Annotated in this window: 24 protein-coding genes; 12 read left to right on the forward strand and 12 right to left on the reverse strand. The window is 65.5% G+C overall.

Translation table 11 applies throughout. The features are described from left to right. Positions 1–7 precede the first annotated feature (7 nt). Positions 8–1,246 carry an MFS transporter gene (locus LVJ94_38060; protein ID WXB02704.1) on the reverse strand — a complete coding sequence of 413 codons (1,239 nt, stop codon included), beginning with the start codon at positions 1,244–1,246 and terminating at the stop codon, positions 8–10. A gap of 108 nt (positions 1,247–1,354) precedes the next feature. On the opposite strand from LVJ94_38060, the gene LVJ94_38065 reads away from it, so the two are divergent. Beyond that, a complete protein-coding gene (locus LVJ94_38065) occupies positions 1,355–1,837 on the forward strand; it encodes a C40 family peptidase (GenBank protein WXB02705.1) in 483 nt (160 codons plus the stop codon). 618 nt (positions 1,838–2,455) lie between these two features. On the opposite strand, the gene LVJ94_38070 is transcribed toward LVJ94_38065, so the two are convergent. Next, positions 2,456–3,475: an esterase-like activity of phytase family protein gene (locus LVJ94_38070; GenBank protein WXB02706.1), complete on the reverse strand. Its 1,020-nt coding sequence runs from the start codon at positions 3,473–3,475 to the stop codon at positions 2,456–2,458. Between the two features lie 71 nt (positions 3,476–3,546). Beyond that, positions 3,547–4,236, reverse strand: a complete 690-nt coding sequence (locus LVJ94_38075; protein WXB02707.1) for a DUF4412 domain-containing protein — start codon at positions 4,234–4,236, stop codon at positions 3,547–3,549. A gap of 114 nt (positions 4,237–4,350) precedes the next feature. Between LVJ94_38075 and LVJ94_38080 the strand changes: the two genes are divergently transcribed. Next, the gene (locus LVJ94_38080; protein ID WXB02708.1) at positions 4,351–4,809 is read left to right on the forward strand and encodes a nitrate reductase associated protein; all 459 of its coding nucleotides are present in this window, start codon (positions 4,351–4,353) and stop codon (positions 4,807–4,809) included. Next, on the forward strand, positions 4,806–5,414 hold the full coding sequence (locus tag LVJ94_38085) for an NTP transferase domain-containing protein (GenBank protein ID WXB02709.1): 609 nt from the start codon (positions 4,806–4,808) through the stop codon (positions 5,412–5,414). The genes LVJ94_38080 and LVJ94_38085 overlap by 4 nt, the downstream gene beginning before the upstream one ends. Here the strand turns inward: LVJ94_38085 and LVJ94_38090 are convergent. After that, entirely contained in the window at positions 5,411–6,121 is a 711-nt protein-coding gene (locus tag LVJ94_38090) for a porin family protein (GenBank protein WXB02710.1), read from the reverse strand. The genes LVJ94_38085 and LVJ94_38090 overlap by 4 nt on opposite strands. Before the next feature lie 215 nt (positions 6,122–6,336). Here LVJ94_38090 and LVJ94_38095 point away from each other — a divergent pair, with 215 nt between their 5' ends. Both LVJ94_38095 and LVJ94_38100 read left to right on the forward strand, forming a co-directional pair. Continuing rightward, the gene (locus tag LVJ94_38095) at positions 6,337–7,449 is read left to right on the forward strand and encodes a major royal jelly family protein (protein WXB02711.1); all 1,113 of its coding nucleotides are present in this window, start codon (positions 6,337–6,339) and stop codon (positions 7,447–7,449) included. 90 nt (positions 7,450–7,539) lie between these two features. Further along, the gene (locus LVJ94_38100) at positions 7,540–8,139 is read left to right on the forward strand and encodes a DUF1349 domain-containing protein (protein ID WXB02712.1); all 600 of its coding nucleotides are present in this window, start codon (positions 7,540–7,542) and stop codon (positions 8,137–8,139) included. On the opposite strand, the gene LVJ94_38105 is transcribed toward LVJ94_38100, so the two are convergent. Beyond that, positions 8,050–8,829 carry a hypothetical protein gene (locus LVJ94_38105; GenBank protein ID WXB02713.1) on the reverse strand — a complete coding sequence of 260 codons (780 nt, stop codon included), beginning with the start codon at positions 8,827–8,829 and terminating at the stop codon, positions 8,050–8,052. The two genes, LVJ94_38100 and LVJ94_38105, sit on opposite strands and share 90 nt — an antisense overlap. A 58-nt stretch (positions 8,830–8,887) precedes the next feature. Between LVJ94_38105 and LVJ94_38110 the strand changes: the two genes are divergently transcribed. Next, positions 8,888–9,766 carry a PhzF family phenazine biosynthesis protein gene (locus LVJ94_38110; GenBank protein ID WXB02714.1) on the forward strand — a complete coding sequence of 293 codons (879 nt, stop codon included), beginning with the start codon at positions 8,888–8,890 and terminating at the stop codon, positions 9,764–9,766. Between the two features lie 89 nt (positions 9,767–9,855). Next, positions 9,856–11,859, forward strand: a complete 2,004-nt coding sequence (locus LVJ94_38115) for a bifunctional serine/threonine-protein kinase/formylglycine-generating enzyme family protein (protein ID WXB02715.1) — start codon at positions 9,856–9,858, stop codon at positions 11,857–11,859. Between the two features lie 6 nt (positions 11,860–11,865). On the opposite strand, the gene LVJ94_38120 is transcribed toward LVJ94_38115, so the two are convergent. Further along, entirely contained in the window at positions 11,866–14,235 is a 2,370-nt protein-coding gene (locus LVJ94_38120; GenBank protein ID WXB02716.1) for an RNA-binding transcriptional accessory protein, read from the reverse strand. Positions 14,236–14,375: 140 nt separating this feature from the next. Between LVJ94_38120 and LVJ94_38125 the strand changes: the two genes are divergently transcribed. From LVJ94_38125 to LVJ94_38135, 3 genes are all read left to right on the forward strand, one after another. Continuing rightward, positions 14,376–14,942 carry a GNAT family N-acetyltransferase gene (locus tag LVJ94_38125; GenBank protein ID WXB02717.1) on the forward strand — a complete coding sequence of 189 codons (567 nt, stop codon included), beginning with the start codon at positions 14,376–14,378 and terminating at the stop codon, positions 14,940–14,942. A gap of 914 nt (positions 14,943–15,856) precedes the next feature. Beyond that, on the forward strand, positions 15,857–17,635 hold the full coding sequence (locus LVJ94_38130) for a hypothetical protein (GenBank protein ID WXB02718.1): 1,779 nt from the start codon (positions 15,857–15,859) through the stop codon (positions 17,633–17,635). A 10-nt stretch (positions 17,636–17,645) separates the two neighbouring features. Beyond that, positions 17,646–18,446, forward strand: a complete 801-nt coding sequence (locus LVJ94_38135; GenBank protein WXB02719.1) for an aminoglycoside 3'-phosphotransferase — start codon at positions 17,646–17,648, stop codon at positions 18,444–18,446. On the opposite strand, the gene LVJ94_38140 is transcribed toward LVJ94_38135, so the two are convergent. The 3 genes from LVJ94_38140 to LVJ94_38150 form a co-directional block, all read right to left on the reverse strand. Continuing rightward, positions 18,376–18,942: a lactonase family protein gene (locus LVJ94_38140; protein WXB02720.1), complete on the reverse strand. Its 567-nt coding sequence runs from the start codon at positions 18,940–18,942 to the stop codon at positions 18,376–18,378. The two genes, LVJ94_38135 and LVJ94_38140, sit on opposite strands and share 71 nt — an antisense overlap. A gap of 54 nt (positions 18,943–18,996) precedes the next feature. Next, positions 18,997–20,094 carry a VWA domain-containing protein gene (locus LVJ94_38145; protein ID WXB02721.1) on the reverse strand — a complete coding sequence of 366 codons (1,098 nt, stop codon included), beginning with the start codon at positions 20,092–20,094 and terminating at the stop codon, positions 18,997–18,999. A gap of 81 nt (positions 20,095–20,175) precedes the next feature. Continuing rightward, positions 20,176–20,532, reverse strand: a complete 357-nt coding sequence (locus LVJ94_38150; GenBank protein WXB02722.1) for a GFA family protein — start codon at positions 20,530–20,532, stop codon at positions 20,176–20,178. A gap of 85 nt (positions 20,533–20,617) precedes the next feature. Between LVJ94_38150 and LVJ94_38155 the strand changes: the two genes are divergently transcribed. Continuing rightward, entirely contained in the window at positions 20,618–21,421 is an 804-nt protein-coding gene (locus LVJ94_38155) for a helix-turn-helix domain-containing protein (protein WXB02723.1), read from the forward strand. On the opposite strand, the gene LVJ94_38160 is transcribed toward LVJ94_38155, so the two are convergent. The 3 genes from LVJ94_38160 to LVJ94_38170 all read right to left on the reverse strand — a co-directional run bounded on the left by LVJ94_38160 (position 21,413) and on the right by LVJ94_38170 (position 24,237). Next, positions 21,413–22,537 (reverse strand): hypothetical protein, encoded by a 1,125-nt coding sequence (locus LVJ94_38160; protein WXB02724.1) that lies wholly within the window; start codon positions 22,535–22,537, stop codon positions 21,413–21,415. The two genes, LVJ94_38155 and LVJ94_38160, sit on opposite strands and share 9 nt — an antisense overlap. 93 nt (positions 22,538–22,630) lie before the next feature. Next, a complete protein-coding gene (locus LVJ94_38165; GenBank protein ID WXB02725.1) occupies positions 22,631–23,569 on the reverse strand; it encodes a hypothetical protein in 939 nt (312 codons plus the stop codon). A 29-nt stretch (positions 23,570–23,598) separates the two neighbouring features. Continuing rightward, on the reverse strand, positions 23,599–24,237 hold the full coding sequence (locus LVJ94_38170) for a GNAT family N-acetyltransferase (GenBank protein WXB02726.1): 639 nt from the start codon (positions 24,235–24,237) through the stop codon (positions 23,599–23,601). 73 nt (positions 24,238–24,310) lie between these two features. Between LVJ94_38170 and LVJ94_38175 the strand changes: the two genes are divergently transcribed. Beyond that, the gene (locus LVJ94_38175; GenBank protein WXB02727.1) at positions 24,311–24,901 is read left to right on the forward strand and encodes a hypothetical protein; all 591 of its coding nucleotides are present in this window, start codon (positions 24,311–24,313) and stop codon (positions 24,899–24,901) included. Positions 24,902–24,943: the final 42 nt, after the last annotated feature.

The raw sequence follows: 24,943 nt of genomic DNA on the forward strand, positions 1-24,943 counted from the left end.
CGACTCGCTACCCGAGCCCGTGGTCGTTCACGGGCTCGGGGCTCGGGCTCGAAGCCGCCACCCGGCGCGGATCATCGGCCGCGAAGACCAGCGTCACCATCACGAAGAACGCCCACATCGCGGCGAGGTGCACCAGCATCGCACCGCCTCCAATCTTCGTGAAAAGCACGCTCGAAAGCGGCGGCCCGACGAGCATCCCCATGGCATACGCCGCATTGTAAAACGCATTGGCGCGCCCGAGATCCGCCGCCGGCGTCACCACGCCTTGCAATGCCAATGCGAGCGGCGAGATGGACGCCAAGGTTGCACCGGCGACGAACACGGTGAGGCACATCATCGGAAACGACGTGAGCAAGAGAAAGCTCGCCACCAACGTTCCCCCCACCGCCGCGAGCGCACGCATCATCAGCAGATGCCCGTAGCGATCCCCGAGCCGCCCCATCGACGCCACGGCGAGCAATGCACCAAAGGCGAAGAACGCCGTGATGAGGATCGTCTGCTTCTCCTCGATGCCTTTGCTCTCGACCAGGTACAGCGGTAAAAAGAGCACCACGGACGACTGGAAATACCCGTAGGAAAACGTCGCCAGGCACGCCGTCTTGATGCGCCAGAACACGGTGCGCGCAGGCTCGCCGGAGCCAGCGCCCGCGGCCTCGTGTGCGCCCGCCCCTTTGCGATCGTCCCCGTCGAGCAGCAGCAGCACGACGCCCGCCGCCACGCACGCCAGCACCGCGGCCACGATGAACGCGGCACCCGTGCCCAAGCCGGCGACGACCACGCGCGCCACGAGCGGCCCCACGACGTACCCCACGGCGACGGCAATCGTGTAGAGGCTCATCACGTACGCCTTGTTCGTGGGCCCCGCGCGCGCGAGAAGCGCGGTTTCGGTGGCCACCCATACCGCCACGGAGAACCCGCCGTCGAACAGGCGCACCAACGTGAGGCTCGTCACCGTCGTCAGGAAGGGAAACGCCAGCACGCACGCGGCGTATCCAAGCAGCGCCGTCATCAGCGTATTCTTCGAACCGTAGCGCGCGATGAGCCATCCCGAGGGAATCGACATACCCGCGATGCCCACGGCAAACGCCGCCGAGAGACCGCCCATGGCCAGCTTGGGGATGCCGTGCGCGTTCAGGTGAATGGCCAACACGGCGAGCGATGCGCCGTATGCGATCCCCAGAAGCAGAATCGCGCCGTTGATGATCCAGATGTTTCGATCGTCGATGCGAGCGCGGGGTCCCGACACGGGGCGAGTCTTTACACCACGTGGAAGCGGACGCCGCGACAATCTCGCGAAGTGTTCGCTTTGTAGAAAATTCGGCCACTCCAAGGCGGCCGCGCCACGATAACGCCCATGCGGATGCTGCTCGTGATCCTCATCGTGCTCCTGGGGGGAGCCTTCACCGCCGGTTGCGCCCGCTCGGGGCATCGCAGGCTTCCCCGCGACGCGCGCAACATGACGACCGCGCCACCGAACCGCACCCCCGAGGCGCGCTCGATGCAGGTTGGCCGGGTGCTCACCTTCGCGGAGGCGCAACTCGGGAAGCCATATTGCTGGGGAGGCGAAGGCCCCCGATGTTTCGATTGCTCCGGGCTGGCGCAAATGGCCTACAGCCGCGCAGGCCTGCGCATCCCGCGAACCTCGCACGACATGGCCGAACACCTGCCCGAGGTTCCCATGGAGGAGGCGCAGGCGGGCGACATCCTCTGGTGGCCCGGGCACGTGGCCATCTATGAGGGCGAAGGCTGGGTCATCGATGCCTTCAATTCACGCGAAGGCGTGGTCCGTCGCTACGGCTTCACCGACCCGCCGCACCGCGCGCTTCGGCCGTACTAATCGCCAAACGATTGAGTCCATTGAGTCCATGGAGCGAGCCGCCAGGGGCGTTGGGGCAGACATCGTCCGCTTTCAGAGCTGCGGCTCGTGCGGCTCGTGGGGTGTCCGGGGACACGCGCCGATCGTCCGGGACAGGGGGGTAGAGCGCGGTTTCACGCATTTTCGCGTGAGACGCGGATTGGCACTGCCTTCGCAATGCGTCGGCTCAGACCTTGGTGCGTGGTGTTCCGGAACCCCACGCTCCCAAGGTCGCAGACTGAGATGATGGGTTGCCGCAAGGTACGATTGGGAGGCAACAGCCCTCCACATGCCCGTTGACGCGCGGAGCCACTCCTACGGGAGTCCAGCCAGCGGGAACAACATGCGGAGCGGTGAAGGGAAGCGCTGTGGGCGCGGACCGGTGGCCGAATTCCACGTTGGGGAAGCAGCGCAAAAATTGCTCGCATCCACCGGAACTTTCTTACCCCTCATTTTCTGTCTGGCAGAGAAAGCCAGAAGAAGACCGTGTGAGGTTGCGCGGAACGCGCGATCACGCCGCCGTTTGTCCCCCCCTTGCCCCTCGCAGCCCTCTCATCCCGTTGCGAGCCCCAGGCTCGATTCACCGCGACGAGCGGCCCCCTAGTCCAACTTGACCGCGACGATCAGGATGCGCGGCACCTGATCCGAGCGGCCGTTGTCGTCGGACGTGAGAAACAGGAGGCGGCGGCCGTCCGGTAGCGCGGGGCCGATGGTCATCGCCTCGAAGTTCTCCAGCACCGGGTTGCGCTCGGGGCCGCGATGCTTCGCGCCCGAGCACTGGAGCGTCTCCACGTCGAAGACCAGCGTCTTCTCCAAGGTGACGACGGAGTCGTCGAGCGAAGGGACGTCGATCACATTCTTCGCGCCGGCGAGGTTCACGCGGAAGACGCGCACGGTGTTGCCATAGCCGTGCTGGAAACCGCGCTCGAGCACGAGAAGATCATCCCCCGAGAGCGCGGCCACCTCGGAGACGCCCATGTCGCCGCCCTTGCCGCCGCCGAGGGGCTCGGTGCGGTAGGCAAATTCCTCGTCCTTCGACGTGGCGCGCTCGCGCCGTAAAATGCGCACCATGGTTCCGCGCGTCTTCGTCGCGGCCGGCCCGTCGGACAGGAGCGACGCCTCGTTCGCCATGAACAGGTGACGCTCGTCCGGCGAGAGCGCGAGGCTCTCGATGCCCTTGTTCGGCGCCTGACGGGAGTAGTGCTCCGGCACGTCCACCTTTTCGATGAAGACACCGTGCCCATCGAATTTCGCCACCGCCGGCGCCCGCTCGTTGGCCACCACGTAGAAGCTGCCATCGGAGGTGCGCACCAAGCCTTCGCCGTCCCACGCGTCTTCGAAATAGCCGGTGTGTGTTCCGTGTGTGAGCGCCAAAGGATACGAAAGCGTGATCCTCGGCCCCACCGTCCACGTTCGCCACGTCGGGCTGGCGACGAGCGACACGATCCACGGTCGCTTGTCCTCGAGCGCGTAGAGCGTGTTCGTCGATTCGTCGAGCGCGGTGCCCGAGAGCTCCCGCGTGCGCGCGATGCGCGGAAGGTCGACGATCGCGTAGAGCTCGGCGGGCATGTTCGGCCCACCCGTATCGACCGCGGAGATGCCACATGCCACGGCCTGCACGGTATCTTGCTTCTGGCACGAGTTCCCGCATGCGGAAACCGCCAAGAGAAGACCTACCGCGCGCGCTCTTCTCAAGGGCGTTTGATCTGGGAGTAATTCGCCGGGACCTCGAATCGTGCCGGATCGATCTTCATGCTCTCGATCCGGGTGACGATCATGCGCGAGGTTTCTTTGCCCGAAGGATCGAACTCGACAGAACGAAGCGGGAACATCTTTTTCTGATGCACTTCGTTGCCCGGCGGCCCGCTCGTCTTCAGGGGCGCGCCGCCCGGGAGCAGCCCGCCGAAGTCGAACGCGGCGAGGCCTTCGGCAATGCACGACTCGGTGCGCGAGCCGTTTGCGTGCTTGATCTCCCACATCTCGCAATCGCGGTCGGCCACGGTTTGTGTCTTGCCGGTCTTCGTCACGGTGGGGTTGCCACCGGGATCGGCCTCGGCCACGGCGGCACCGGCCTTGAGGAGATCCATCTCGGTCCAGGCATGCTCGGAATCCATGACCAGGATGGCTTTGCCGTCGGGTCGCACGAGGGTGTACGACTTTCGGCCGTCGATCGAGGTGAGGTCGAGCCGGACGCGCTCGCCTGCAGCAGAGACCACCATGTCGGTGGGCGCGCCGGTTTGCCGTTGGACGCGCAGGCCGATTTCGCCCTCGAACGGGGCGCTGTTCTTCTTGCAGCCTGCACCGGTCAACGCAGCGACGGACGCGAGCGCACCAAGTAGGAACAACGGGACGCCCGGGGTACACCTGCGCGGTTCGGCCATGTCCGGCAGATTACAATTTCGCGACCCCCGCGTGGCAGCAAGTTGTGCTTCTACGGCCGCGCCCCCTTTCCCGCGCGCCCGGGCCGGCGGGCGCTATGGTAAATACACGGATCCATGAGCTACAAACGCTTCGCGTTCGAGGGCAGCACACACGAATCGCTCGAGTGCGTGCCCCTCACGGTGCGCCGCAAGCTGGACCTCGCAGGGCTCAAGATCTCGCTGGCCGGCTGGCAAGCGCTGTCCCGCGCGGAGCGACTTTCGCTCTGCCATCTGCCGGTGGACGAGCCGGGTGCGATCGACGTCTACCGCGAGGTCTTCGAGTCCTTCGCCGAACGAGCGAACGTCCCGCTCTCGCCGCTGCCCACCGAAGCCTCGGACCGCACGCAGTGGAACGGCCCCGTACCTCCCGCCGGCGTACAAGCGCGGCTCGATGCCATGGGCTTTGCGCTGCAGCCGTCGCAATGGACGGCCTTGGACGAGGAATCGCGCTACGCGTTGATGAAGATGGCCGAGCCGAAACGCGATCCGCGCAAGTTCTCCTGGGTACTGCAGGAGCTCGGGCTGCTCCCGTGACCGCGGCGCCGCGCGTCCTCCTCGGCATTTTCGTGGGAGGCGCCGCGCGGCGCATGAACGGATTCCCGAAGGGTCGCTTGTTCGCGTCCGCGGCAGGCGATACGGGCGGGACGTCGATCGTGAAGCACCTCGTGCAACTCGGAAACGAGATGAGCATGGCGCCCGTGTTCGTCGGCGAGGCCGCGGCGTACGCGGAGGAGGCCCCTGGCGTCGTCGCGTTGGCTGATGCTCCTGCGGGCATCGGCCCGCTCGGGGGCCTCGCGGCGCTTCTGGCCCATGCGCGCGAGGGCCACGTCATCGCGGTCGCGTGCGACATGCCCTTCGTCACCCGCGAGGTGCTGCAGCGGCTTCGCGCACACCCTTCGCACGCGACCATCGTGGCCGCGCGGCGCACGGCGGACGGGCCGTTCGAGCCCTTTCTGGCGCGCTACGACGTGCATCGCACCGGCGGCGCGCTCGAAGCGTACCTCCGTGGTGGCGGGCGCTCGTTCCAGCGCCTTTTCAGCACCTGCGACGTGACGGAATGGCCGCTTTCGGCGGAGGAACGCGCCGCGTGGAACGATTGGGACACGCCCGAAGACGTGCCCCCATGGGCGCGGCCCTAATTGAAATAGCCGCCGACACCCAACCAGAGCTGCGCGGTGAAGAGGGCGCCCTTGATGTCATCGGTGTTCGTCGACGTGCCGCCGCCGGAAGACGAACGCGTCGACGACGTGGAGGCGTGCACGGTGTGATCGAACCCGAGCCCCGTGAGGATATTGAACGACGGGGTGAGGCGTATCGTCCCCACGGCCTCGCCCGATAGGGCCACGGCGAAGACGCCATTGCTCGCATCACTGTTGCCATCGGAGAGCTTGCCGCCGGCAAAGGTGACCCCGGCGCGCGGGGTCAAATCGAACCGCGGGCCAACGGGAATCCGGTATCCGATCCGCGGCGTGAACGTGTACACGGTCAGCGAACCTTGGTCCTCGGAGCGCGAGCCATTCTTCGTGGAAAGAGAAAAATGGCCAAAGCCCAGGCCACCACCGACGGTGACACCCACGGGCGAAATGTAATCGATCCCGAGTCGCGGTGCGGTGTACGGATTGACATTGACGCTGCCCAAGCCAAATGCAGTGAGCGATGCCGAGTCGTCGCTATTGTCGGCGGTGAGCTTCGAATAGCTCACCCCACCCACGCGCTCGAGCCCCACGCTGACCACCGGGGAACGCCCAAAGCCACCTTCCTGCGCAGACGCGCTGCCAGGAGCGAAAAGAATTGCGCACGCAACACCAAAGCCCAAGATGCCGATACGGCCAAAAGGAATGCCCATTATTTGGATATCTCCGGAAATGCGACCCAATTTGGGACGCCAAGTGATTACGGGATTCGTGCTATCGCATTCGCCTATCGCAAGCGCCACGCCAGAGCTCGTAGCGGCGAAAAAGGCGGGGTTTCCTCCTTAACTTCGGGCCAGGTGAGGTCGTTCGTTCACGGTAGGCCGGCACACGACGACGCAATGGCACACCCGCGTGGTAGATCGGCGCCATGAAAGCCGTCCTTCCGACACTCATCGTGGCCTGCGTCGCCCATTGCGCTCCGACGACGCCCTCCCAGACCGCGAACGCCGAGGCCTCGGAGAAGAAACTCGAAATGGTTGCCGAATTCGGCGACCAACAGGCAACGGGCGTCGCCGCGGCCAAAAATGGACGTATTTTCGTCAACTTCCCGAGGTGGAGCGACAAGGTCCGCTATTCCGTCGCGGAAGTCGTTTCCGGCAAAGTGACGCCATTTCCGGACGAAGTGCGCAATACGTGGGAGCCGGCGTCGGCCGCGGACCGCTTCGTCTGCGTGCAAAGCGTGGTCGTCGACAGCGCGGACCATTTGTGGATTCTCGATCCGGCGTCGCCTATGTTCCAAGGTGTGGTGCCCGGCGCGGCCAAAATGGTGGAGGTCGATCTGGCGACCAACACGGTGGTGCGCACCATTCGCTTCGGCGCAGACGTTGCGCCAGTGAAGAGCTATCTGAATGACGTGCGCTTCGATCGCGAGCGCCGTTTCGGCTATTTGACCGACTCGGGGCTCGGCGCCATCGTGGTGGTGGATTTGGCGAATGGCACGCAGCGCAGGGTGCTCGCGGAGCATGCCTCGACCAAGGCGGAAAAAGACCCCGTCTCCGTGGCCGGGCAAACGCTGGTCGTCGCCAATGGCGATCGGCCGCAGGTCCATTCGGACGGCATTGCCCTGGATCCCACGGGAACGTGGCTCTATTGGCACGCACTCACAGGGCGCTCTCTGTACCGCGCCAAGACGGCCGATCTGCGCGATGCATCGCTGACGCCGCAGGCGCTGGGCGCGCGGGTCGAGCTCGTCGCACGGACGCATCCGCCGGACGGCATGGAAATGGATGCCAGCGGGCAGCTCTTTTTGACGGACATCGAAGACAGCGCCGTGGTGCGCCTCGACCCGCGTGCCCCGTCGGCACCGCCGCAGGTCGTTGCACGCGGGCCGCAGCTCGATTGGCCCGACTCCCTGGCCTTTTCACCAGATGGAAATGACCTCTACATCACGGCATCGCAAATCGAACATGCCCCGCGCTTCAATCAAGGAGTCGACCGCCGCACCGAGCCCTATCGGCTTTGGCGACTCCCCTTGAAGTAGCCTCATTGAACTGCCGGCCTTGGATAATAGTGCATGGGCGTCCTCGGTGAGCGATTGCCAAGAAGGTCGTTTCGGACGACCCTTCGGAGCATGGACACGCGCAAGGTGGCATGGCACGAGGCGCAATGGCTCAATGAGCCGCCGCGGGTGGATATCGATGGAGAGCATCTCGTGGTCGCCACGGCCTCGAACGGCGATTTTTGGCGAAAGACGAGCTACGGCTTCATCCACGACAACGGGCACGCGCTCCTTGCACCTCTGCCGAATGGATCGGCCGTCGAGATCACCTACGAGGCGCGCTTCGAGGCACAGTTCGACCAGGCCGGCGTGATGGTGCGGGTCGACGAGCGCACATGGGTCAAGGCCGGCGTGGAGTTCGCCGATGGCCTCCCGCAATTGGGTGCCGTGGCCACGCGGGAATACTCGGATTGGTCATTGGCCCCCGCCCCCGATTGGACGGGACTACCGATTACGTTGCGCGCCAGCCGCTCGGGGGATGCGCTGACCATCCGCGCGCGCAAAGGGGAAGGACCTTGGCAATTGGTGCGCGTGACACCGCTCGCGCCCGATGCCGTGGCCAGCGCGGGCCCCTTCTGCTGCTCACCGCAACGCGCCGGCCTGGAGGTGCGCTTCACCCGGTTCGTGGTGGGGCCGGCCGACGGGAGTTTGCACGGAGGCGGTCTGCCATAGCCACGTGGCGAGCAAGGAATAGATGACCGCCACAAGGGGAAAGTAGAGAGCCTCACTCAGGCCCTTCAGCGGATCCACACCGGCGAAGCTGAGAACGCGAATGCCCAGACGCACGGCGTTCAGCGTCCAGCCGACGAGACCGAGGCGCGCCGCAAAGGTCCGCTCGCCGCGCAGCGAGAGGGCGAAACAAGTGGCCCCGATGGCCGCGGTGAGCACCAGCGGCATATAGAGAGCTTCCACCACCGCATCCCACTGGGCCGCGCGTTCGGCGAGCATGGCACGGACGGACTCGGAATGTGACGCTTGATACGCTTGCGCCCAACACCGGCTGACGAAGAGCATGTCGACCGCGCGATATCCAAATTCGAAACAGCAAAATAAGAGCATGTTGGCAAAGCCCACCAGGGCAGCGCCAGGGGCGCGCGGCAAGCGCTCGAATGCGGTGGCTGCGAAGACGAACGACATGCACACGATGGCCGTGAAGACCGCCGCCCCGCGTGCCATATCGATGGGCATCGCGCGCACGGCGATCCTTGCCGCGGGCGAATCCGCGACCGGAATGAAGGACCAATATGCGATCTCCTGGAAGCCTTGCAGCAGGATGACGAGGGCCGCACACACGGCCCCGAGGCGGCAAAGTCGGGTGCGCGCGGACTGGTAGCGCTCGCCCGAAAGAAGAGCGGATGACATTCTTGCAAGGTTACGCCCCATTGGACGCGGCGTGCAGTCGAACCTAAGGACGGGGGCCATGACCTCGAACGCGCCGTTCCACGTGCTTCACGTCTTCGCCGTCCCCGGCACCACCGGTCCGAGTGGCAATCCGACCACCATCGGGATCCACGCGGATGCCCTATCCAGCGAGGACATGCGGGCCATTGCGGCGCGGTCGGGGCATGAAAGCGGCTTCGTCTCCGCGCCCCCGGCCGGGTCGGAGTTCGACTTTGCGCTGCGCTTTTTCGTGCCAAACCACGAAATGGAGATGTGTGGCCATGCCACCTTGGGCGCACTCTGGCTCCTGCGCGAGCTCGGCCTTTGGCCCGCGACGCGTCGCAGTGTCGCGGTATCGACGAAGAGCGGTCCTGTGACGGGGCGGCTCGTCGAGGGGGACAAAGGTGCGCGCATCGAGATTTCACAGCCCAAGGGGCACGTGGTGGCCTTGCCGGATCCGGACACGCACACGACGCGGATTGCCTCGGTGCTGGGCATCAGCCCGGGCGATCTCGCAGGGCCGATCCGCAACGCGGCCACGAGCCGGGTGAAAACGCTGGTGCCTTTGAAGAGCGAGGACGCCGTGAACGCGCTCCGTCCGGACTTCGCGCGCATGGAGGCGCTCTGCGAGGACATCGGCTCGACGGGGCTCTATCCGTACGCCGCGGTGGACCTGGAGAAGCGCATCTTCGAGGCGCGCCAATTCCCCAAGGCGGTCGGCTACCCCGAAGACGCGGCCACCGGCATTGCGGCCAGCGCGCTCGCGTTCGGGCTGCTGGAGGCCAGCCTCGTCACCGCCGACGAACGACCGATTCACGTGCGACAGGGGCGGGCCATGGGCCAACCGTCGCAGATCGAGGTGACCTTCGACGGAACCAACGGCTGCTGGCTCACGGGCCACGTGCGCCGCGAGGCTTAGGAAAGCGCGATGCCATCACGGGCTCGATGTCCAATACCGATTACCGTGGAGGTTGCGGCGTCCGCCTTCCGATGCCATCGTTCCGGTCCGTGAAGTCGACGTCCATTCCCGTTACCGTTGATGCGCTCGATATCCTCGGGCGAACCATCGATGGGAAATACCGCGTCGAGGAACTCGTCGGCCAGGGAGGGTTTGCCCTGGTTTATCGGGCGATGCACACGGTTTGGAACAAGCCGGTGGCCATCAAGCTATTCACCGCGCTGGCCAACGTGCTGCCGGACCAGCGCGATCGGTTCATGGCCGCGTTCATTCAGGAGGGAGCGCTCCTCACCGAGTTGAGCGCCCGTTCGTCCAACATCGTGCAGGCGCGCGACGTTGGCACGTACACATCGCCGGATGGGCACTGGCTTCCCTATATGGTGCTCGAGTGGCTCCCGGGGGTGACCCTGGCGCGCGTGCTCGCGGAGGAGCGCGCTTCGAACCAGCCGCCCTGGTCGCTGGGGGAGTTGATGACCTTTCTGGGGCCGGTGGCCGCGGCGCTGGAGGTGGCGCACGCGCGCGGAGTGGCCCATCGGGACATCAAACCGGGCAACCTGTTCGTGCTCGGGCAGAATGCGCGCATCGGCGCGGTGGTGAAGATTCTCGACTTCGGATTGGCCAAGATGATGGCCGACGAATCGCAGCTTCAAGCAGCCTTGGCGAAGACGGGGACGAACATCAAGTCGTTCACGCCGGCGTATGGCGCTCCGGAGCAATTCACGCGCAACTACGGCGCCACCGGCCCATGGACGGACGTGTTCGCGCTGGCGCTGGTGGCGGTGCGCATGTTGACCGGGCGCCGCGCGCTCGATGGCGACGACGTCGCGCAACTCGCGTATTCCGCCTGCGCCGTGGATCGCCGGCCAACACCGCGCAACCTCGGCGCCGAGGTCTCCGATGACGTGGAGCGCGTCTTCGCCCGGGCGCTCGCCGTGCAAACGACGGAGCGCTACGCGAGCGCAGGCGCCTTCTGGCTCGCGTTGGAAGCCGCCATCCAGCCCGTGCCGCCTCCCGTGGAGCAATCCATCTCGATTTCGGCAATACCGCCAGGGCCCCCTCCCCCCCGGGGGGAGGGTCGGGGTGGGGGAGCCGTCCGCATCATCGCCGCCCTCGCCGCCACCTCCCTCATCGCAGCCCTCGCATTCTTCATTCTAACCAAGAAAACCAAGCCCGAGGAGGCGGCGCCCACCCCCGCCACGGCGCCCCCTGCAGCTCCGGAGCTTGCGGCCGCCGTCGTCCCAACGTGCCCTGACGATGCCATCCAAATCCCCGCCGGTCAGTATTTCATGGGCTCCGACCGCAAAGGCGCGCAGCCCAACGAGAAGCCCTCGCACCACGTCAAGTTGAGTGCATTCTGCATGGATGTCCACGAGGTCACTGCCCAAGACTACAAAGCATGCTCCGAAATTGGCCAATGCCGCCGGGCGCCCGCCGACGTGGATTGGCCGGGCATCACCCCGAAAGAGCATAAAGCTTATTCCTCGGCCTGCACGGGTGCCGACCCGGACAAAGGCGATCATCCGTTCGCCAATCACCCGATCAATTGCATCACCTGGTCCATGGCCTCGACCTATTGCGCGGCACGCGGCAAGCGGTTGCCCACCGAGGCCGAATGGGAATACGCGGCGCGCGGCCCCGACGGCCGCACGTACCCGTGGGGCGATGAAGCCCCCACGCCGCTCCACGTGAATGCCTGCGGCACGGAATGCAGCGCGTGGGGCAAGTCCAGAGGCACCGCGCTCGATATGCTCTATTCGGCCAACGACGGATACCCCACCACGGCCCCCGTCGGGAGATTCCCCTCGGGCAAATCCCGTTATGGCCTTTACGACGTCGCCGGCAATGTATGGGAATGGGTCGCCGACTGGTACGGCGACTATGGCGCCGCCGAAGCCGAAAACCCCGTCGGCCCAGAAACCGGCGACCGCCGGGTCATCCGCGGCGGCGCCTGGAATGGAGCCTTCGCCGATTGGCTCCTCCCCTCGTTTCGCTACGCGCAAGATCCCGAGGCACGGAGCCACGGGATCGGTTTTCGCTGCGCGAAGTCCATCTAAACGACGTTACGGCTTGTTGTTCCGCAAAAGCTTTTCGAACGGATTGTTCGTAAAGCCCTTCTCCTGCGGCCGCGGTGCTCCGCCCTGCCCTCGCCCGCGATCGTTCTTGCCCTGCGGCCCTTGGTTGCGAGGCCCCTGCCCCTGGTTGCGGGGTTGCTGCGGCTGCGGCGGTTTCCCATGTGCACCGCCCGCGTTGCCCGAGGCTTCCTTGCGCGCCGTCAGCGAAATGCGCTTCCGCACCAAATCGACCTCGAGAACGCGCACCTTGAGCTTGTCGCCCACCTTGACGACCTCGTTCGGGTCTTTCACGTAGCGATCCGTCAGCTTCGACACGTGGACGAGCCCGTCCTGGTGCACGCCGATGTCCACGAAGGCGCCAAACGCGGTCACGTTGGTGACGACACCCTCGAGCTCCATATCGGGCTTCAAGTCCTCCATGGTGCGGACGTCGTCGCGGAACTTGGGCGGCTCGAACGTCGCACGCGGATCGCGCCCCGGTTTGCGCAGCTCGCTCAAAATGTCCTGCAAGGTGAAGCTGCCCACGTCGCCTTCTTGGTAACGCTTCGGGTCGATCTTATCGATGAGATCTCCCTTGCCGACCAACGTGCCCACGGGCACGCCCAGATCGGTCGCCATCCGCTCCACCAGCGGGTAGCGCTCGGGGTGCACCGCGCTTGCATCGAGCGGGTTGTCGCCGCCGTGGATGCGCAAAAAGCCCGCAGCCTGCTCGAACGTGCGCGGCCCCACGCCGGGCACCTCCAAGAGGGCGCGCCGATCCTTGAAAGCCCCGCGCGCATGCCGAAACTCGACGATCTTCTTCGCCAGCGAGGCACCGATGCCCGCGACGCGCGCCAGGAGCGGCGCACTCGCCGTATTCAGCTCCACGCCCACGCGGTTCACGCAGCTCTCCACCACCTCGTCGAGCTTTCGCGCGAGCAGCGTCTGCAGCACGTCGTGCTGGTACTGCCCCACGCCGATGCTCTTCGGGTCGATCTTCACCAGCTCGGCCAGCGGGTCTTGCAGCCGGCGCGCAATGCTGATGGCCCCGCGCACGGTGAGGTCCAGATCGGGGAACTCTTCGCGCGCGACATCGCTTGCAGAGTACACGCTTGCCCCGGCCTCGCTCACCGGGACGCACGGCACCTCTTTGAGGCCCTCGGCCACCAGGAGCTCGCGCACGAACAGCTCCGTCTCGCGCCCGTGCGTACCGTTGCCCACGGCGACGGCGCTCGGCCGATGCTTGCCCAGAAGCTCGCGCAGCACCTTTTTGCCGCGCTCCGTCGCCTCGGCGCCCTGCACCAGGTAGATCGTCTCGTGCGCCAGAAGCTTGCCCGTGGAGTCCACCATGGCGCACTTGCAGCCCGTGCGCTGCCCCGGGTCGATGGCCAACACGGTGCGCGGACCGAAGGGCGCACCGAGGAGCAGCTCGCGGAGGTTCTGCGCGAACACGTCCACCGCAGCCCGATCGGAGCGCAACTTGAGCTCCACCCGCACGTCGACCTGCGTGCTTGGCACGATGAGTCGTTTGTACGCATCCTGCGTGGCCTGCGTCAGTTCGCCTGCAAAAGGCGTCCCCTGGACGATGCCCACCATGCGCTCGATCTTCGGAAGCACCACCTCCGCCGCAAGCTCGATGGATGCGCGGAGAACACCTTCATTTTCGCCGCGGCGGATGGCCAAGAAGCGGTGCGAGGGGATGCTCGACACCGGCTCTTCGAACTTGGCGTACGCATCGAACTTGGTCGTCTTGTCCGCGTAGTCCTTGGTCTTGCCCACGGAAAGGCTGGCATGTTGCGCGAAGGTTTCCCGCACCAACTTGCGGACCTCGGCCTGCTCCGCCACGCGCTCGGCGCAGATGTCGCGGGCGCCCGCGAGCGCCGCCTGAACGTCGGGCACTTCCTTCGCGGCGTCGACGTAGGTGGCCGCGTTCACCAGCGGATGGCCCTCCCGCGCCTGCGACCAAATGAGGTTGGCCAGAGGCTCCAAGCCGCGCTCCTTGGCGATGGTCGCGCGCGTACGTCGCTTGGGCTTGTACGGCAGATAGAGGTCTTCGAGCTCGGCCTTGGTGGCGGCCGCCTCGATCTTCTTTTTGAGCTCCGGCGTCAATTTTCCCTGCGAGGAAATCTCCGACAGGATGGCGGTGCGCCGCTCGTGCAGCTCGAGAAGGTAGGTGCGGCGCTCTTCGATGGTGCGGATTTGCACCTCGTCGAGGCCGCCGGTGGCTTCCTTTCGGTAGCGCGCGATGAACGGGACGGTGGCGCCCTCCTCGAGCAACTTGACCACGGCACGGACGGCCGCCGGAGCGAGCTTTAGCTCTTCGGCAATGGCCGGGACGGGATCGAAAGCATTCTCGACGGGGGCTTCGGAGGCGGTCATGATCGCTCTTAGTACTCAAAGCGGCTGGCCCTTGGAATTGCAAAAAATACGAGCGACGCTGGTCGAGCACGCAGCATCGATCTCCGCTGGAGCTTAGTGGAAGGGGAACGGGCTCGATGGCACTCTATGAGGCGAGGGACATGAACGTAGCCGCAATCAAGCCCGCATGGTCACTCGGCCGCGCCGAACCGGCGGACCGCGCCGCGCTGATCACGTTGCTCCGCGCGCAATTTCTGGAGCACGACATCCGGCTGACCCCCGAGCAACTCGCCGTCTCGGTCGACGGTGTCCTGGGTGACCCCACGCGCGGACTGTTCATCGTCGCCCGCCTCGCCGGCCCCCGACCGGACCCCGTGTCGGAGCGCGCGCCGTACCCGGGCGCCCCCATCCCGCCGGCCCCGACGTCGTCACCGGCCGATGTGGTGGTGGGCCTCGCATACCTGTCCTTCATGTGGACCTTGGAGCACGGCGGGGTATCCGCCTGGCTCGACGTGCTTTACGTGGTCCCGGATCATCGGAGCCGGGGCATCGGGCGCGCATTGTTGACGGCGTCGCTGGAGGCGTCGCAGCAACGGGGGTGCGTCGCGGTCGATCTGGAGATCGAGGCGTCGCACGCGCGGGCCGCCAATCTGTATTTGCGCCTCGGGTTTCGGCCTCACGCGCGCACACGATGGGTCAAGCCGCTGCGCGGGCTGACATCGTACTAGCGCGCACCGCTTGCGTTGCTATCGTACCGGCATGAGCCTGCAGTTTGCCGTGTACCTCCTGGCGTTGTCCGCGTTCGCACTCGTGGCCTGTGAAGGGACACATTGCCAAACGGGTCCCAAATACGGGACCCAGTGTTATTCCGCCGCGCGCCCCGCCGGTCCAGGAACCCCGCCCCCCACGACCGGCCCGTCCACGCCTCCACAGGAGAAGTGAACGAGCCCTATCTTCATTTATGCGGGCCTAACCTGCAATGACAACTCCCCATACGGAAGTCCAATACTATGTCCTTTGGTTCAAACTCGACCAGCAGGATAGGTACTTGCTTTGGTTTTCGGACGACGATGACGGAGTTTGGGCACTCGCGGGAAGAATCCCCGCTTGGCGCACCGAGGGCGCAGCGCGAGAATATGCAACGGGCCAAAATCTTGCGCTAGAAGCGGAAAAGCCGAGACGGCATAACCTCGATCACATCGAGGCCTTCATTCGAGGCGCCGAACACCTGCAACCCGACGAAGGACTGGACGCGTGGAATTTGTTCGTCGACGTGGCCTCGTCCGTGAACGGAGTCGAGTTCATGGCGATGGACCGCCAGCACCTTGACCTCTACAATCACGTATTCTTCTTGTCTGGAGTCGCCGCCATCGTAACGGATTGGCGACCGGAGCCGCTATCGTCAGCGGAACTCGAATCGTTGCGGCAGGTTCTGTCGCAACGCTTGAATGACTTTCGCAGCCGACTTGCCTTCGACTGACACGGTAGAAAAGTTCGGAACATTTTGCTCGCTCGGTCGACATACCGAGGATGTGAGCGCACATCCTTGACGAGAGCAGCCTGTTCGTTGCAACCATGCCGCCGGCCCGCGCGGAGTAATCGATCGATGCCCATTTCACGAAGACGTGTCGTAGCTACTTGCTTGGCCGGCCTCGCACTGGCCGCTTGCGCCCACACGCCCGCCCCTGCGACGGCGGTGTCGGCTCCTCCTGCCGCGCCTGCGGGGACCTCCAGTGCGGTGGAGAAAAAGCAGGTACACGAGCTTGGCCTGTCCATCGTGCTCCGCCCAAGCGCGCAGCCCGCGCCGCGGGTGCATGTGGAGATTGACCTCGATGGCGCCGACGCGGAGCTTGCGACGTGGAAGATTCAGCGCGGCTCGCCGGAGCGGATTACCGACGTCGTGGCGCGCGACGGCAAGGGGAATCTGCCGGCTCGCGTGGCCGCTGCCGCAGATGGATCCGCGGACATCGTGCTCGAGCGCCGGCCCGAGGGGGCGGTGCACCTTGGCTACGACGTTCGCGCCGGCGACGGTGCCGTGGACGATCCGGTCGGCATCGTCGTGCTGGAAGATCGCTTTCGCGGTGCGGGCGAGGGCCTCGTCGCGCTTCCTCGAGCGGTGGAAGATGCCGAGCTGAGCATCACCGTCACCATCGATCCCGAAGCGCTGCGGGTGCGTGGCGCCGCGTCCAGCTTGGGCGCCGGCCGCGTTCGGAGCACGAAGGCTCGGCCGCGTGCGCTGCGGTATGCGACCTTCATGGCAGGCTCCCTCGGGTCTGGCGCGTTCGATGGAATCGAAGGTCACGACGAGGGCGCATGGCTTGGATACACGAAATTCGATCCGCGCCCGGCCATCGCCGAACTCGCGCAGACGCGAACGGCGTTCGGCGAGCTGTTCAAGGCTGACGTCCCTCTTGCGCCGTGGACGTACCTGTTCATGTCACAGGCGCGTCCCATCGGGTCGTTCAGCACCACGCCGCGCGCGGGAAGCACGCTGGTGCTGCTCGGCCCCGACGAGGCATGGGGCGCCCCGCTGCGCGTTGCGATCGCCCAACAGCTCGTGCGCCCGTGGATTGGCGGAGAGCTCCGCATCGCAAACGAGGGCGGAGACGACGCACAAGGCTGGTGGTTCTCCGAAGGGGTCGCACGCCACGTGAGCATCCGTCTCCTGACCCGGCTCGGGCTGCTCACGCCGAACCAGTGGCGCGACACCATCGCCGGCGAGCTCGCGGTATTGGCCACGTCGCCGCATCGTATGATTGGCAACGCCGAGCTATCGGCGCTGGCGCAAAAGGGCAATGCGATCGCGCGGGCCACACTGACCGCGCGAGGTGCGCTCTATGCCGCGCGGGAGGGGGCATCCCTGCGCGCGCGGGCACGGCGGGCCAAGCAAGAGACGAAACACGACAGCCTCGAAGATGAGATTGTCGCGCTCATGCTCGCGGCACGGAACAAAGTGCGGCCGGGGCAGCCGTCCCGGAGCACCCTCACCGCCCAGCAATGGGTCGACGCGCTCTCCAAGGACGACCCGGACGCGGCGAAGACCTTCGAGTCCATCGTGGTGCGCGGCGAGCCCGTGACGTTCCCCGCCGACGCCTTCGGCCCATGCTTCCGCGCCGGCAACGGCAGCTACGTTGCCTACGATCCGGGCTTCGACATCGAGAAAACCCGCGCCGACCGCGAGGGCAAAGTCGTCGGCGTCCGCCCCGACGGCCCCGCCGCCAAGGCCGGCCTCCGCGAGGGCGACGTGCTCGAGTCGATGCAATCGCGCGAGGGCAACGCCGAGATCCCCGTCAAATTGGTCGTCACGCGAAGCGGGACCAAAGTGAACCTCTCGTACACGCCCCGCGGCGCCCAAGGCCGCGGCCAAACCTGGACCCGCGTCCCCGGAATGGCGGACGACCGCTGCGGCGATCCTCCGTGACGTCTTCGCCATGACGAAATTACCTTCTCCGCCATACAGTCGCTACACGTGGACGCCAGTCACGATTGGCCAGTCCGGTGCCAAGGTGTTTCGGCTCGATGACGACACCGGTCGGCCGCAGCTCTATGCCAAGAGCGCTTCGCAAAGCACGCAGCCCGACGTGGCGGAGGGGCTCGCGCAGGAAGCGTCGCGTCTCGCGTGGCTCGGGGGCCAGGGCATCGCCGTCGCGGAGGTCGTCGAACTGAGGGCCGACGGCGATGGCATATGGTTGATCACGCGCGCGCTGCCGGGCCGTTCCGCAGCGGAAGTGTGGCCGACGGACCGGCGCGGTGCGATTGCCGAGAGCATGGCCGACATCGCGTGCAGATTACACGCACTCCCTACCACCGATTGCCCTTTCGACCGGCGCTTGTCGCGGATCATCCCCGAAGCCGAGCAACGCGCTGCCGCGGGCCTCGTGGATCTCGAGGATCTCGACGACGACCGCGCGGGGTGGAGCATCGAGCAACTGCTCCGTGAATTGCACGCGACCAAGCCCTCGAACGAGGACGTCGTCGTATGCCACGGCGATTTCTGCCTCCCCAACGTGCTCGTCGCCGACGACGGCACCACCGTCACCGGCCTGCTCGACGTCGGGCGCCTCGGCCTCGCCGATCGCTACGCGGACCTCGCCTTGATGTCACGCAGCCTGGCCAGCCCGATGAACGAGCAATATGACGACGACGACGTCCAGCGATTCTTCACCCGATACGGAGCTGACCCGGCCGACGAACGTATCGCCTTTTATCGACTCCTCGATGAGTTCTACTGATGAAATGGATTGAATCGAACGGAGCGGTGCCATTCAGTCGATGCGAGGTTCCGTGAGGTAAATCAAGCCCACGTAGCTCGGTGATGGTTTGAAGTGGGGTAAGCTTTCCGTTCGAACGCCCCACGGAGAACGCGCGGACCTGCCCCTGCCGATCGGCGACCGCGTACGCGTACTGGTGGTCCGGGTCGAATGCCAAAAACGACGGACTCCGCGCCGTATCCACGGTGTCGAGCAAGGTGAACGCATACGTGCCCGTGTCGAACGAATACGTGCGGATCTTTCCGTCGTTGCTTCCCACGTACACCAAGGGACGTCCCAAGCCCGCATCCGCTCTCGTCGCGGAGACGTCGGAAAACGCATCGACGGAGGCGTCCAGCGATGCCCCACGGAACGTGTCGTTCGAGTCATTCGAACCGCACGCCACGAAGGCCACCGAAGCCACCATTCCCATGAGGCCCATCGTGGAGAGGACCCGCGCAATCGACGAAGTTCTCATGGCCCTCCGTAGTTGGCCACATTCGCCGACGCCGCTGTCGGAAAATACGACGCCTCAGGGCGGCAGGCAGACGAAGGAGGCGGAGACGCTGGCTTTGGTGTCGCCGACGAGCGTGTTGCACGATGCCGTGCAGAGGGCCACCGTGGCTGGCCCCGCGGCGTCGGAGAAGCGCCAGCCCGTGTTGCCAGCACACGTCGGGTTGTAGGCCAACGCCGCAGGCTGACCCGCTCCCGGCGTGAAGGTCACCGTGACGGCGTTGCGATCGACCGTGCGGCCCTCGGTCGCGGAAAGCGCCAGCGAACAGGATGCGGGGATCCCCTGAAGGCTGGCCACGCGCGCGCGGAGATCTTGCGCGGCCTTGGCCGGATCGGCGGGCGATACCACGATGGCCTTCTGCGTTCCCCCGACCTCGGCAAGCCTGTTGAGATTGCCGGCTTCGGGTCCCACGGCGACCACCACGGTCGAAATCGACGGGGATGCCGCCCTGGCCTTGGAGATCACGTTGAGGACACTCGTGTACGTGCTGTTGCAGTCGTTCGGACCGCCGTCCGTGACCAGGACGGCCACGGCTTTTTCGCCGGGTCGCGCCTTTGCGAGCCGATCGGCAGCGTCCACCGCGCCCCGCATGGCGGGCTCCATGGGACTTCCTCCGAGCGGCACTCTCTGGTCGATCGACGCGGCGAACGACGCACTGGGAAGCGCGGTCCGCGCGATGACGGGTTCGGCGTACATCGCCGGAACACAGCGCGACTCGCCGCGATCGACGATAGGGAAATAGTGGAGCGATGCATTCATGCCCGCGGTCTGTGCGTCCGCGAAGAATGCCTTCATCGCCCGCTTGACCGGCTCCCATCGCGTCTGCGTATTGTCGCCATCGGGATCCTGGACGAGGCTCTTCGACGTATCGAACATGACGGCGAGGTTGATCGGCACGAGCTTGTGCGACGACGTCACCGTGCCGCCGCAACTTCCACCCGGCCCGCCGTCGACGTTGCCGCTACCGGGCCCACCGTCCCCCTCGCCCGAGGCGTCCAAAGCTCCCGGATCGAGTGCGTCCTTCCCCGCTCCCTCCGACTCGCTTCCACACGCTGCTGAAAGAACGGCCACGAGCCCCGTCGCGAAGGCACCGCACGCGATACGCCTGATTTTCATGCTGATGATCCCTTACGCAAACGGTGCCGCGTCTCTTTGGACAAAAATGCGCGACGCTCGACTTTCGCGAAGGGTTTCGCGTCAGTAGCTCTTACCGTCGAATTTTTGCACGTCGAGCGCGTCGACATCGAGACCGTCGAGACAGCGCAGGTTCACCACCACCTTCTCCTGCCCATCGACCGCGTAGGTGCCGAAGGCACGGATACCGCACGTGCCGCAGAACGAATGATGCATCGTTTTGGAGCCGAATTGGTAATCCACCTGGGTTTCGGTCCCCGACAGCAGCGTGAACGCGTCCGACGGCACGGATGCCATCAACCAGCCCGTGCGCCCGCAGATCGAGCAGTTGCACGAGCTCGCCTTCTGGATATCCGCCGTGACTTCGAAGCGAGTTTTGCCGCAGTGGCACGAGCCGGAATACGTCTTCGTCTCTCCCATGTGTTGCCTCCCGTGCGAGAGAGTGTGCCCAGGCCGACGTTTCGTATTGTAAAAGTGCGCCAGCCGCGCCGAAAATGCCGTCGCCATGGGGCTCGACGGCACGCGCGGAATCTTGAACCCTGCCGAAGGGCTCACCCGCTTCGCGCTCGCGCGGGAGCCGCCACCGGACGATCTCGCTCCCTTCGTGGACCGCTACTGGAGCGTGCGCTGGGATCTCGAAGGCCAGCCACCGTTCGAGCAGGAGACCTTGCCGTACCCCTGCGCGCACATCTCCTTCGCGACCCTCGATTTCGAGGTCCATGGCCCGGGGACGCGCCGCTTCGTGGCCCATCTCTCCGGACGCGGGCAGGTGCACGGGACCAAGTTCACGCCAGCAGGGTTCTTCGCGTTCGCGAAGGTGCCCATGCGCACACTCGTCGATCGCGTCGTTTCGTTGGAGGAGGCGACGGGTCGTACCGTGGCCGTGCCCGAGAGCGCCGATCCCGCCGTGGTGCGGCCCATCGTGGAATCGTTCCTGCGCAGCTTCGAACCGACGCCCGACGAGGATATCGACTTGGTGAATCGCCTCGTGCTTCGTGCGCAGGAGGATCGCGGCATCGCGCGCGCCGAAGATCTCGCGCGCGTCGCCGGCGTCTCCGTGCGCTCGCTGCATCGTCTTTTCGAGCGATACGTGGGCGTCGGGCCCAAATGGATCGTGCGCCGATCACGCGTCCAAGAAGCCGCCGAACGCGTGGCCGGTGGAGCGAAGGTCGATTGGGCCGCGGTGGCGCAGGAGCTCGGCTACCACGATCAAGCGCACTTGATTCGCGACTTCCGCGCGCAAATCGGCTTCACGCCGGCAACGTACGCGCGGCAGTGCGAGGCCGCGACGCGGGCATCGTCAAGGTAACTCGACGAAGCGAAGCTCCCCCTTCGAGACCACCGCGAGGCGCTTGCCGTCCGAGCTGAACTCGAAACCGTCCCAGTCGAAATCGAGTTGTCCCAACTTGGTGCCCTCCTTGGTATCCCAAACGCTGAGCGACGTCGCGTCGTTCTGCTTGGTGCGAAGCAAGAGGCGCGAACCATCGGGGCTGAGCCAGAGCGCGAGAAAATGGCCTTCGATGGGCCAGCGCTTCGTAGCCTGCTTCTTCTTCGTGTCCACCGGGGCAATTTCCACGATGGGTGCACGGCCAATTTTCTCGGGCATCGCCGGAATGCGCGCAATGGCAATGGTGTGGGCGTTCTCGTCGATATCGGCGCCGAGCAATACGCCGACATCGCGCGCATTGTCCACGACGAATCCGAAATTATCGAGAATATAGAGCCCTTTTCGTTCCGAAATATTGGCGCGCGCGGTCGTATAATCCGCAAAGGCCATTCCAATGCGACTTTGAAAAATTTGCACTCCACGGCGGCGCACCCATTTGCAGGTTTCGGAAGACCCGCCCGCCGCAACGCTGGGGATGACGATGGGGTGCACTTTGCTGGTGCCGAGATCGATCCATCGCTTGGGGCACGAGTCGTCGGCCACGGACGTGTCCCCCTTTGCGAAGACGACCACGCGCTCGCCGTCCTCCGAGAGAATGACCTTCGACGCACCGGCCAGCTTGCGCGAAATCGCGTTGTCCTTGCCATCGGCCCCGCGCAGCGAAAACGTATTTCCTTTGCGAACGAGCGCCAAGCGATGCGTGGCGGACACGGTGACGAAGCTCTCGCCATCCTTGGCGGCGAGCTCGGTCTGCGCGCTCGTATCCGGCTCGACGAAAACGGCGCGTTTGCCGTCGGTGGTGGCGACGGCCCGGCCATCACGGGAGACGCGCACGGTGCACGATTTCGTCGAGCACGCGCCATCGAGGTGCGTGCTCGCTCCGGCGTCGGCGGGGGCCGGCGTGCTGGCGTCCTCGGGCAGGTTGGCGATGGCGGCATCCAACGCGGACGCGTCCGCAACGGGGGCCGACCCTGCGGCGGAAAGTGAGGGCGTCGCCTCGCGCCCGCACGCGGCAAGCGCGACAGCCGCCGCAAGCACGGCACACGAAAATCCAGGAAAATGACTACGATGCACGGGGTGAAAACGCCGCATGGCGCTCATTTCATCCGAAGTCTCCTACGGATGAAACCTTCACACCACTTCTTCCACGATGACCCGCATGACATCGGGCTCTTCGTAGGTCTCCTCGATGCCGCCGTCCTCCTCGAAGAAGGCGACGACCTCATCAAGCATGCGCTTGCGCGGTTTGCGCGCCAGCCGGACCTCGAGGCGGCGCCTCACCGCGTCGACGGGCTCGGCCTCGGAGAGTGCAATCACGCCCTTTTGCACGAGAATCGACAAGAGAATTTCCGCTTCCTTCGTCACGTCACGGGGTGCGGCCTCGCGCGCCGAGAGGCGAGGAAGGGTCACCTCGGCACGCCCTGACATGAGCGCCTGGAGAACGTCGTTCATGAACGTCGCAAGATTGGGAGCTTGCAAGAACGTGCCTTCGAGCTCCTCATTGGCATATTCGAAGAACCACACGGCCTGAACGTGGGTGTCCACGGCGAAAACCCAATCGCCGTCGCCTGGACCTTCCGCCGCTTTCTCTTCGTCCTCCTCGAGAAGCGAAAGTGCGCGAGGCTGCTCGGGTATCCACATGAAGGGCACGAAGTGCGCATTCGGCGCGCCCCCTTGGTCACGATCGTAATGCCCAAAGCGGTGCGCCTCCCCCGCGGATTCGACGACGGCATCCTCGAGGCCGAATAGGGTCACGTTCGCAAGAGAGAGAAACCGGATCGGCCCGACCTCCTCACGATACGCCGCCGCCTCCATTTCCTTTCGAAGAACGGCATCGAAGATGGTGCCACCACGACGCTCACCGTTCCGCCATCGGTAAAGGATGCGCAGGGCGCTGGGCAGCGTGATCCCAAGCTGCTGCCCGGCCGACGAAACCTGTGCATGCTCGGCTCCGGGTGCGAGCATGCGCTGGAGGGCTTTTGGCTGGCCCTCGAGCCAAGCATCCCATCGCGAGAGCACGTCCTTCAGCACCTCGTCATCGTCGAGCAACGGCTTCGATTCCTTCGCCATTCCCTCATCATGCAATCTCCGGCCGTGCGTCAAAAGAGAGAAATTTCCGTTCGCGGGGTCGTCTTCTCCCGCTCCAAATAGGACCGAAGCGTCGCCGGTGACGTGCGCTCACCGAAGCGAGTCGCCAGGAAGTTCAGTGGATGCTCTCCCACCTCGGGATCGTCGGTCGGCCGGAGGGAGAACCCCGCGCGGCCAAGCAAAGCGAGCAAGAGCCCGCGGTAGCAGGTGGGGGTCACGCCACCGCGTACGTACGCCCAATGGTCCACGATGCCACGCGCGAAAACCACGAGCGATGGCAAGGGCAGCGCCCGCTCGAGCGCGCCCATCAACATGGTGCCCACGTGCTGACGACGCGCATGCTCGGCCACTTCGATCGCGCCGAGCTCCCAGAGGTCCGGTACGTCGCGCCACCGGTCTTCCACCGCGGCGGTCGATGGAACGAGCGTGGCATAGCCGACCAACGTTCGACGCTCCAGCGCGGCGACCACCACCGAGCCAACGGCGAGGCAATGCTCGATCGTCGCCAGGAGACGTTCGGTTCTGGCGATCGCCGTGAATCCTGGCGCCACGGTGATGGCGCGCGCATCTGTAGGGCGATACCAAAATTCGATGGCCGGGTAGGACATGCCCAAGACAGTGGGCAACTCGCCCATGCCGTCGATGCGCATGTGCGCCGCGGCTCGTGCACATTTGCACGGAACCTACGGGGCCTTTCGGGATCGTGCTACTCAGTTCGACGCCATGATGATCCGTACCTCGGCCCTCCTCGCCGTTCTTCTCGTCTCCGCCTGTTCGCGCTCCCAAGAGCCGGAAAAACACGAGCCTGCCCCAGCTCCGCAGGCGCCGGCCGCACTCTCCGCCACGGCCACCACCACGCAGGCAACGGGCCACGAGATCGTGTGGGACGCACCACCGTCCTGGGAGAAGGTGGCCAATCCCAGCACCATGCGCAAAGCCACCTACCGCATTCCCAAAGCGGCGGGCGACACGGACGACACGGAGCTCAGCGTCATCGTGGCCGGCGGCTCCGCCACGGCGAACATCGAGCGATGGGTGGGGCAATTCTCGTCCGGCGCCTCCATCGAAAAGAAAGAGCGCTCCGTGTCCAACCTCAACGTGAGCGTCGTCGAGATCAAAGGCACCTACGGCGGTGGGATGACCGGCCCTGGAATGCCTGCCGCGGCCGGCCCCAAGGAGCACTACGCCTTGCTCGGCGCCATCGTGGCCGACGGCCAGGACAGCACCTTCTTCAAAATGACGGGCCCCGAAAAAAGCGTCAAAGCCGCCCGTGCTGATTTCGACAAGTTCGTCGATAGTTTGAAAAAGCGCTGATCGAGCTCGTTGCTGTCCCCCTGCGGACGAGCGCAGCGCGAA

It is taken from the genome of Sorangiineae bacterium MSr11367 (genome assembly GCA_037157805.1).
In the GTDB taxonomy this organism is placed as follows: Bacteria; Myxococcota_A; Polyangia; order Polyangiales; family Polyangiaceae; genus Pendulispora; species Pendulispora rubella.

Coding starts and splice junctions, on each gene's coding strand:
- LVJ94_38170 (WXB02726.1), bottom strand. CDS start 24,237: ATGCGCATCGACGGCATGGGCGAGTTGCCCACTGTCTTGGGCATGTCC.
- LVJ94_38110 (WXB02714.1), top strand. CDS start 8,888: ATGACCTCGAACGCGCCGTTCCACGTGCTTCACGTCTTCGCCGTCCCC.
- LVJ94_38090 (WXB02710.1), bottom strand. CDS start 6,121: ATGGGCATTCCTTTTGGCCGTATCGGCATCTTGGGCTTTGGTGTTGCG.
- LVJ94_38075 (WXB02707.1), bottom strand. CDS start 4,236: ATGGCCGAACCGCGCAGGTGTACCCCGGGCGTCCCGTTGTTCCTACTT.
- LVJ94_38165 (WXB02725.1), bottom strand. CDS start 23,569: ATGGCGAAGGAATCGAAGCCGTTGCTCGACGATGACGAGGTGCTGAAG.
- LVJ94_38135 (WXB02719.1), top strand. CDS start 17,646: ATGACGAAATTACCTTCTCCGCCATACAGTCGCTACACGTGGACGCCA.
- LVJ94_38080 (WXB02708.1), top strand. CDS start 4,351: ATGAGCTACAAACGCTTCGCGTTCGAGGGCAGCACACACGAATCGCTC.
- LVJ94_38155 (WXB02723.1), top strand. CDS start 20,618: ATGGGGCTCGACGGCACGCGCGGAATCTTGAACCCTGCCGAAGGGCTC.
- LVJ94_38175 (WXB02727.1), top strand. CDS start 24,311: ATGATGATCCGTACCTCGGCCCTCCTCGCCGTTCTTCTCGTCTCCGCC.
- LVJ94_38120 (WXB02716.1), bottom strand. CDS start 14,235: ATGACCGCCTCCGAAGCCCCCGTCGAGAATGCTTTCGATCCCGTCCCG.
- LVJ94_38100 (WXB02712.1), top strand. CDS start 7,540: ATGGACACGCGCAAGGTGGCATGGCACGAGGCGCAATGGCTCAATGAG.
- LVJ94_38065 (WXB02705.1), top strand. CDS start 1,355: ATGCGGATGCTGCTCGTGATCCTCATCGTGCTCCTGGGGGGAGCCTTC.
- LVJ94_38145 (WXB02721.1), bottom strand. CDS start 20,094: ATGAAAATCAGGCGTATCGCGTGCGGTGCCTTCGCGACGGGGCTCGTG.
- LVJ94_38125 (WXB02717.1), top strand. CDS start 14,376: ATGAACGTAGCCGCAATCAAGCCCGCATGGTCACTCGGCCGCGCCGAA.
- LVJ94_38105 (WXB02713.1), bottom strand. CDS start 8,829: ATGTCATCCGCTCTTCTTTCGGGCGAGCGCTACCAGTCCGCGCGCACC.
- LVJ94_38150 (WXB02722.1), bottom strand. CDS start 20,532: ATGGGAGAGACGAAGACGTATTCCGGCTCGTGCCACTGCGGCAAAACT.
- LVJ94_38095 (WXB02711.1), top strand. CDS start 6,337: ATGAAAGCCGTCCTTCCGACACTCATCGTGGCCTGCGTCGCCCATTGC.
- LVJ94_38140 (WXB02720.1), bottom strand. CDS start 18,942: ATGAGAACTTCGTCGATTGCGCGGGTCCTCTCCACGATGGGCCTCATG.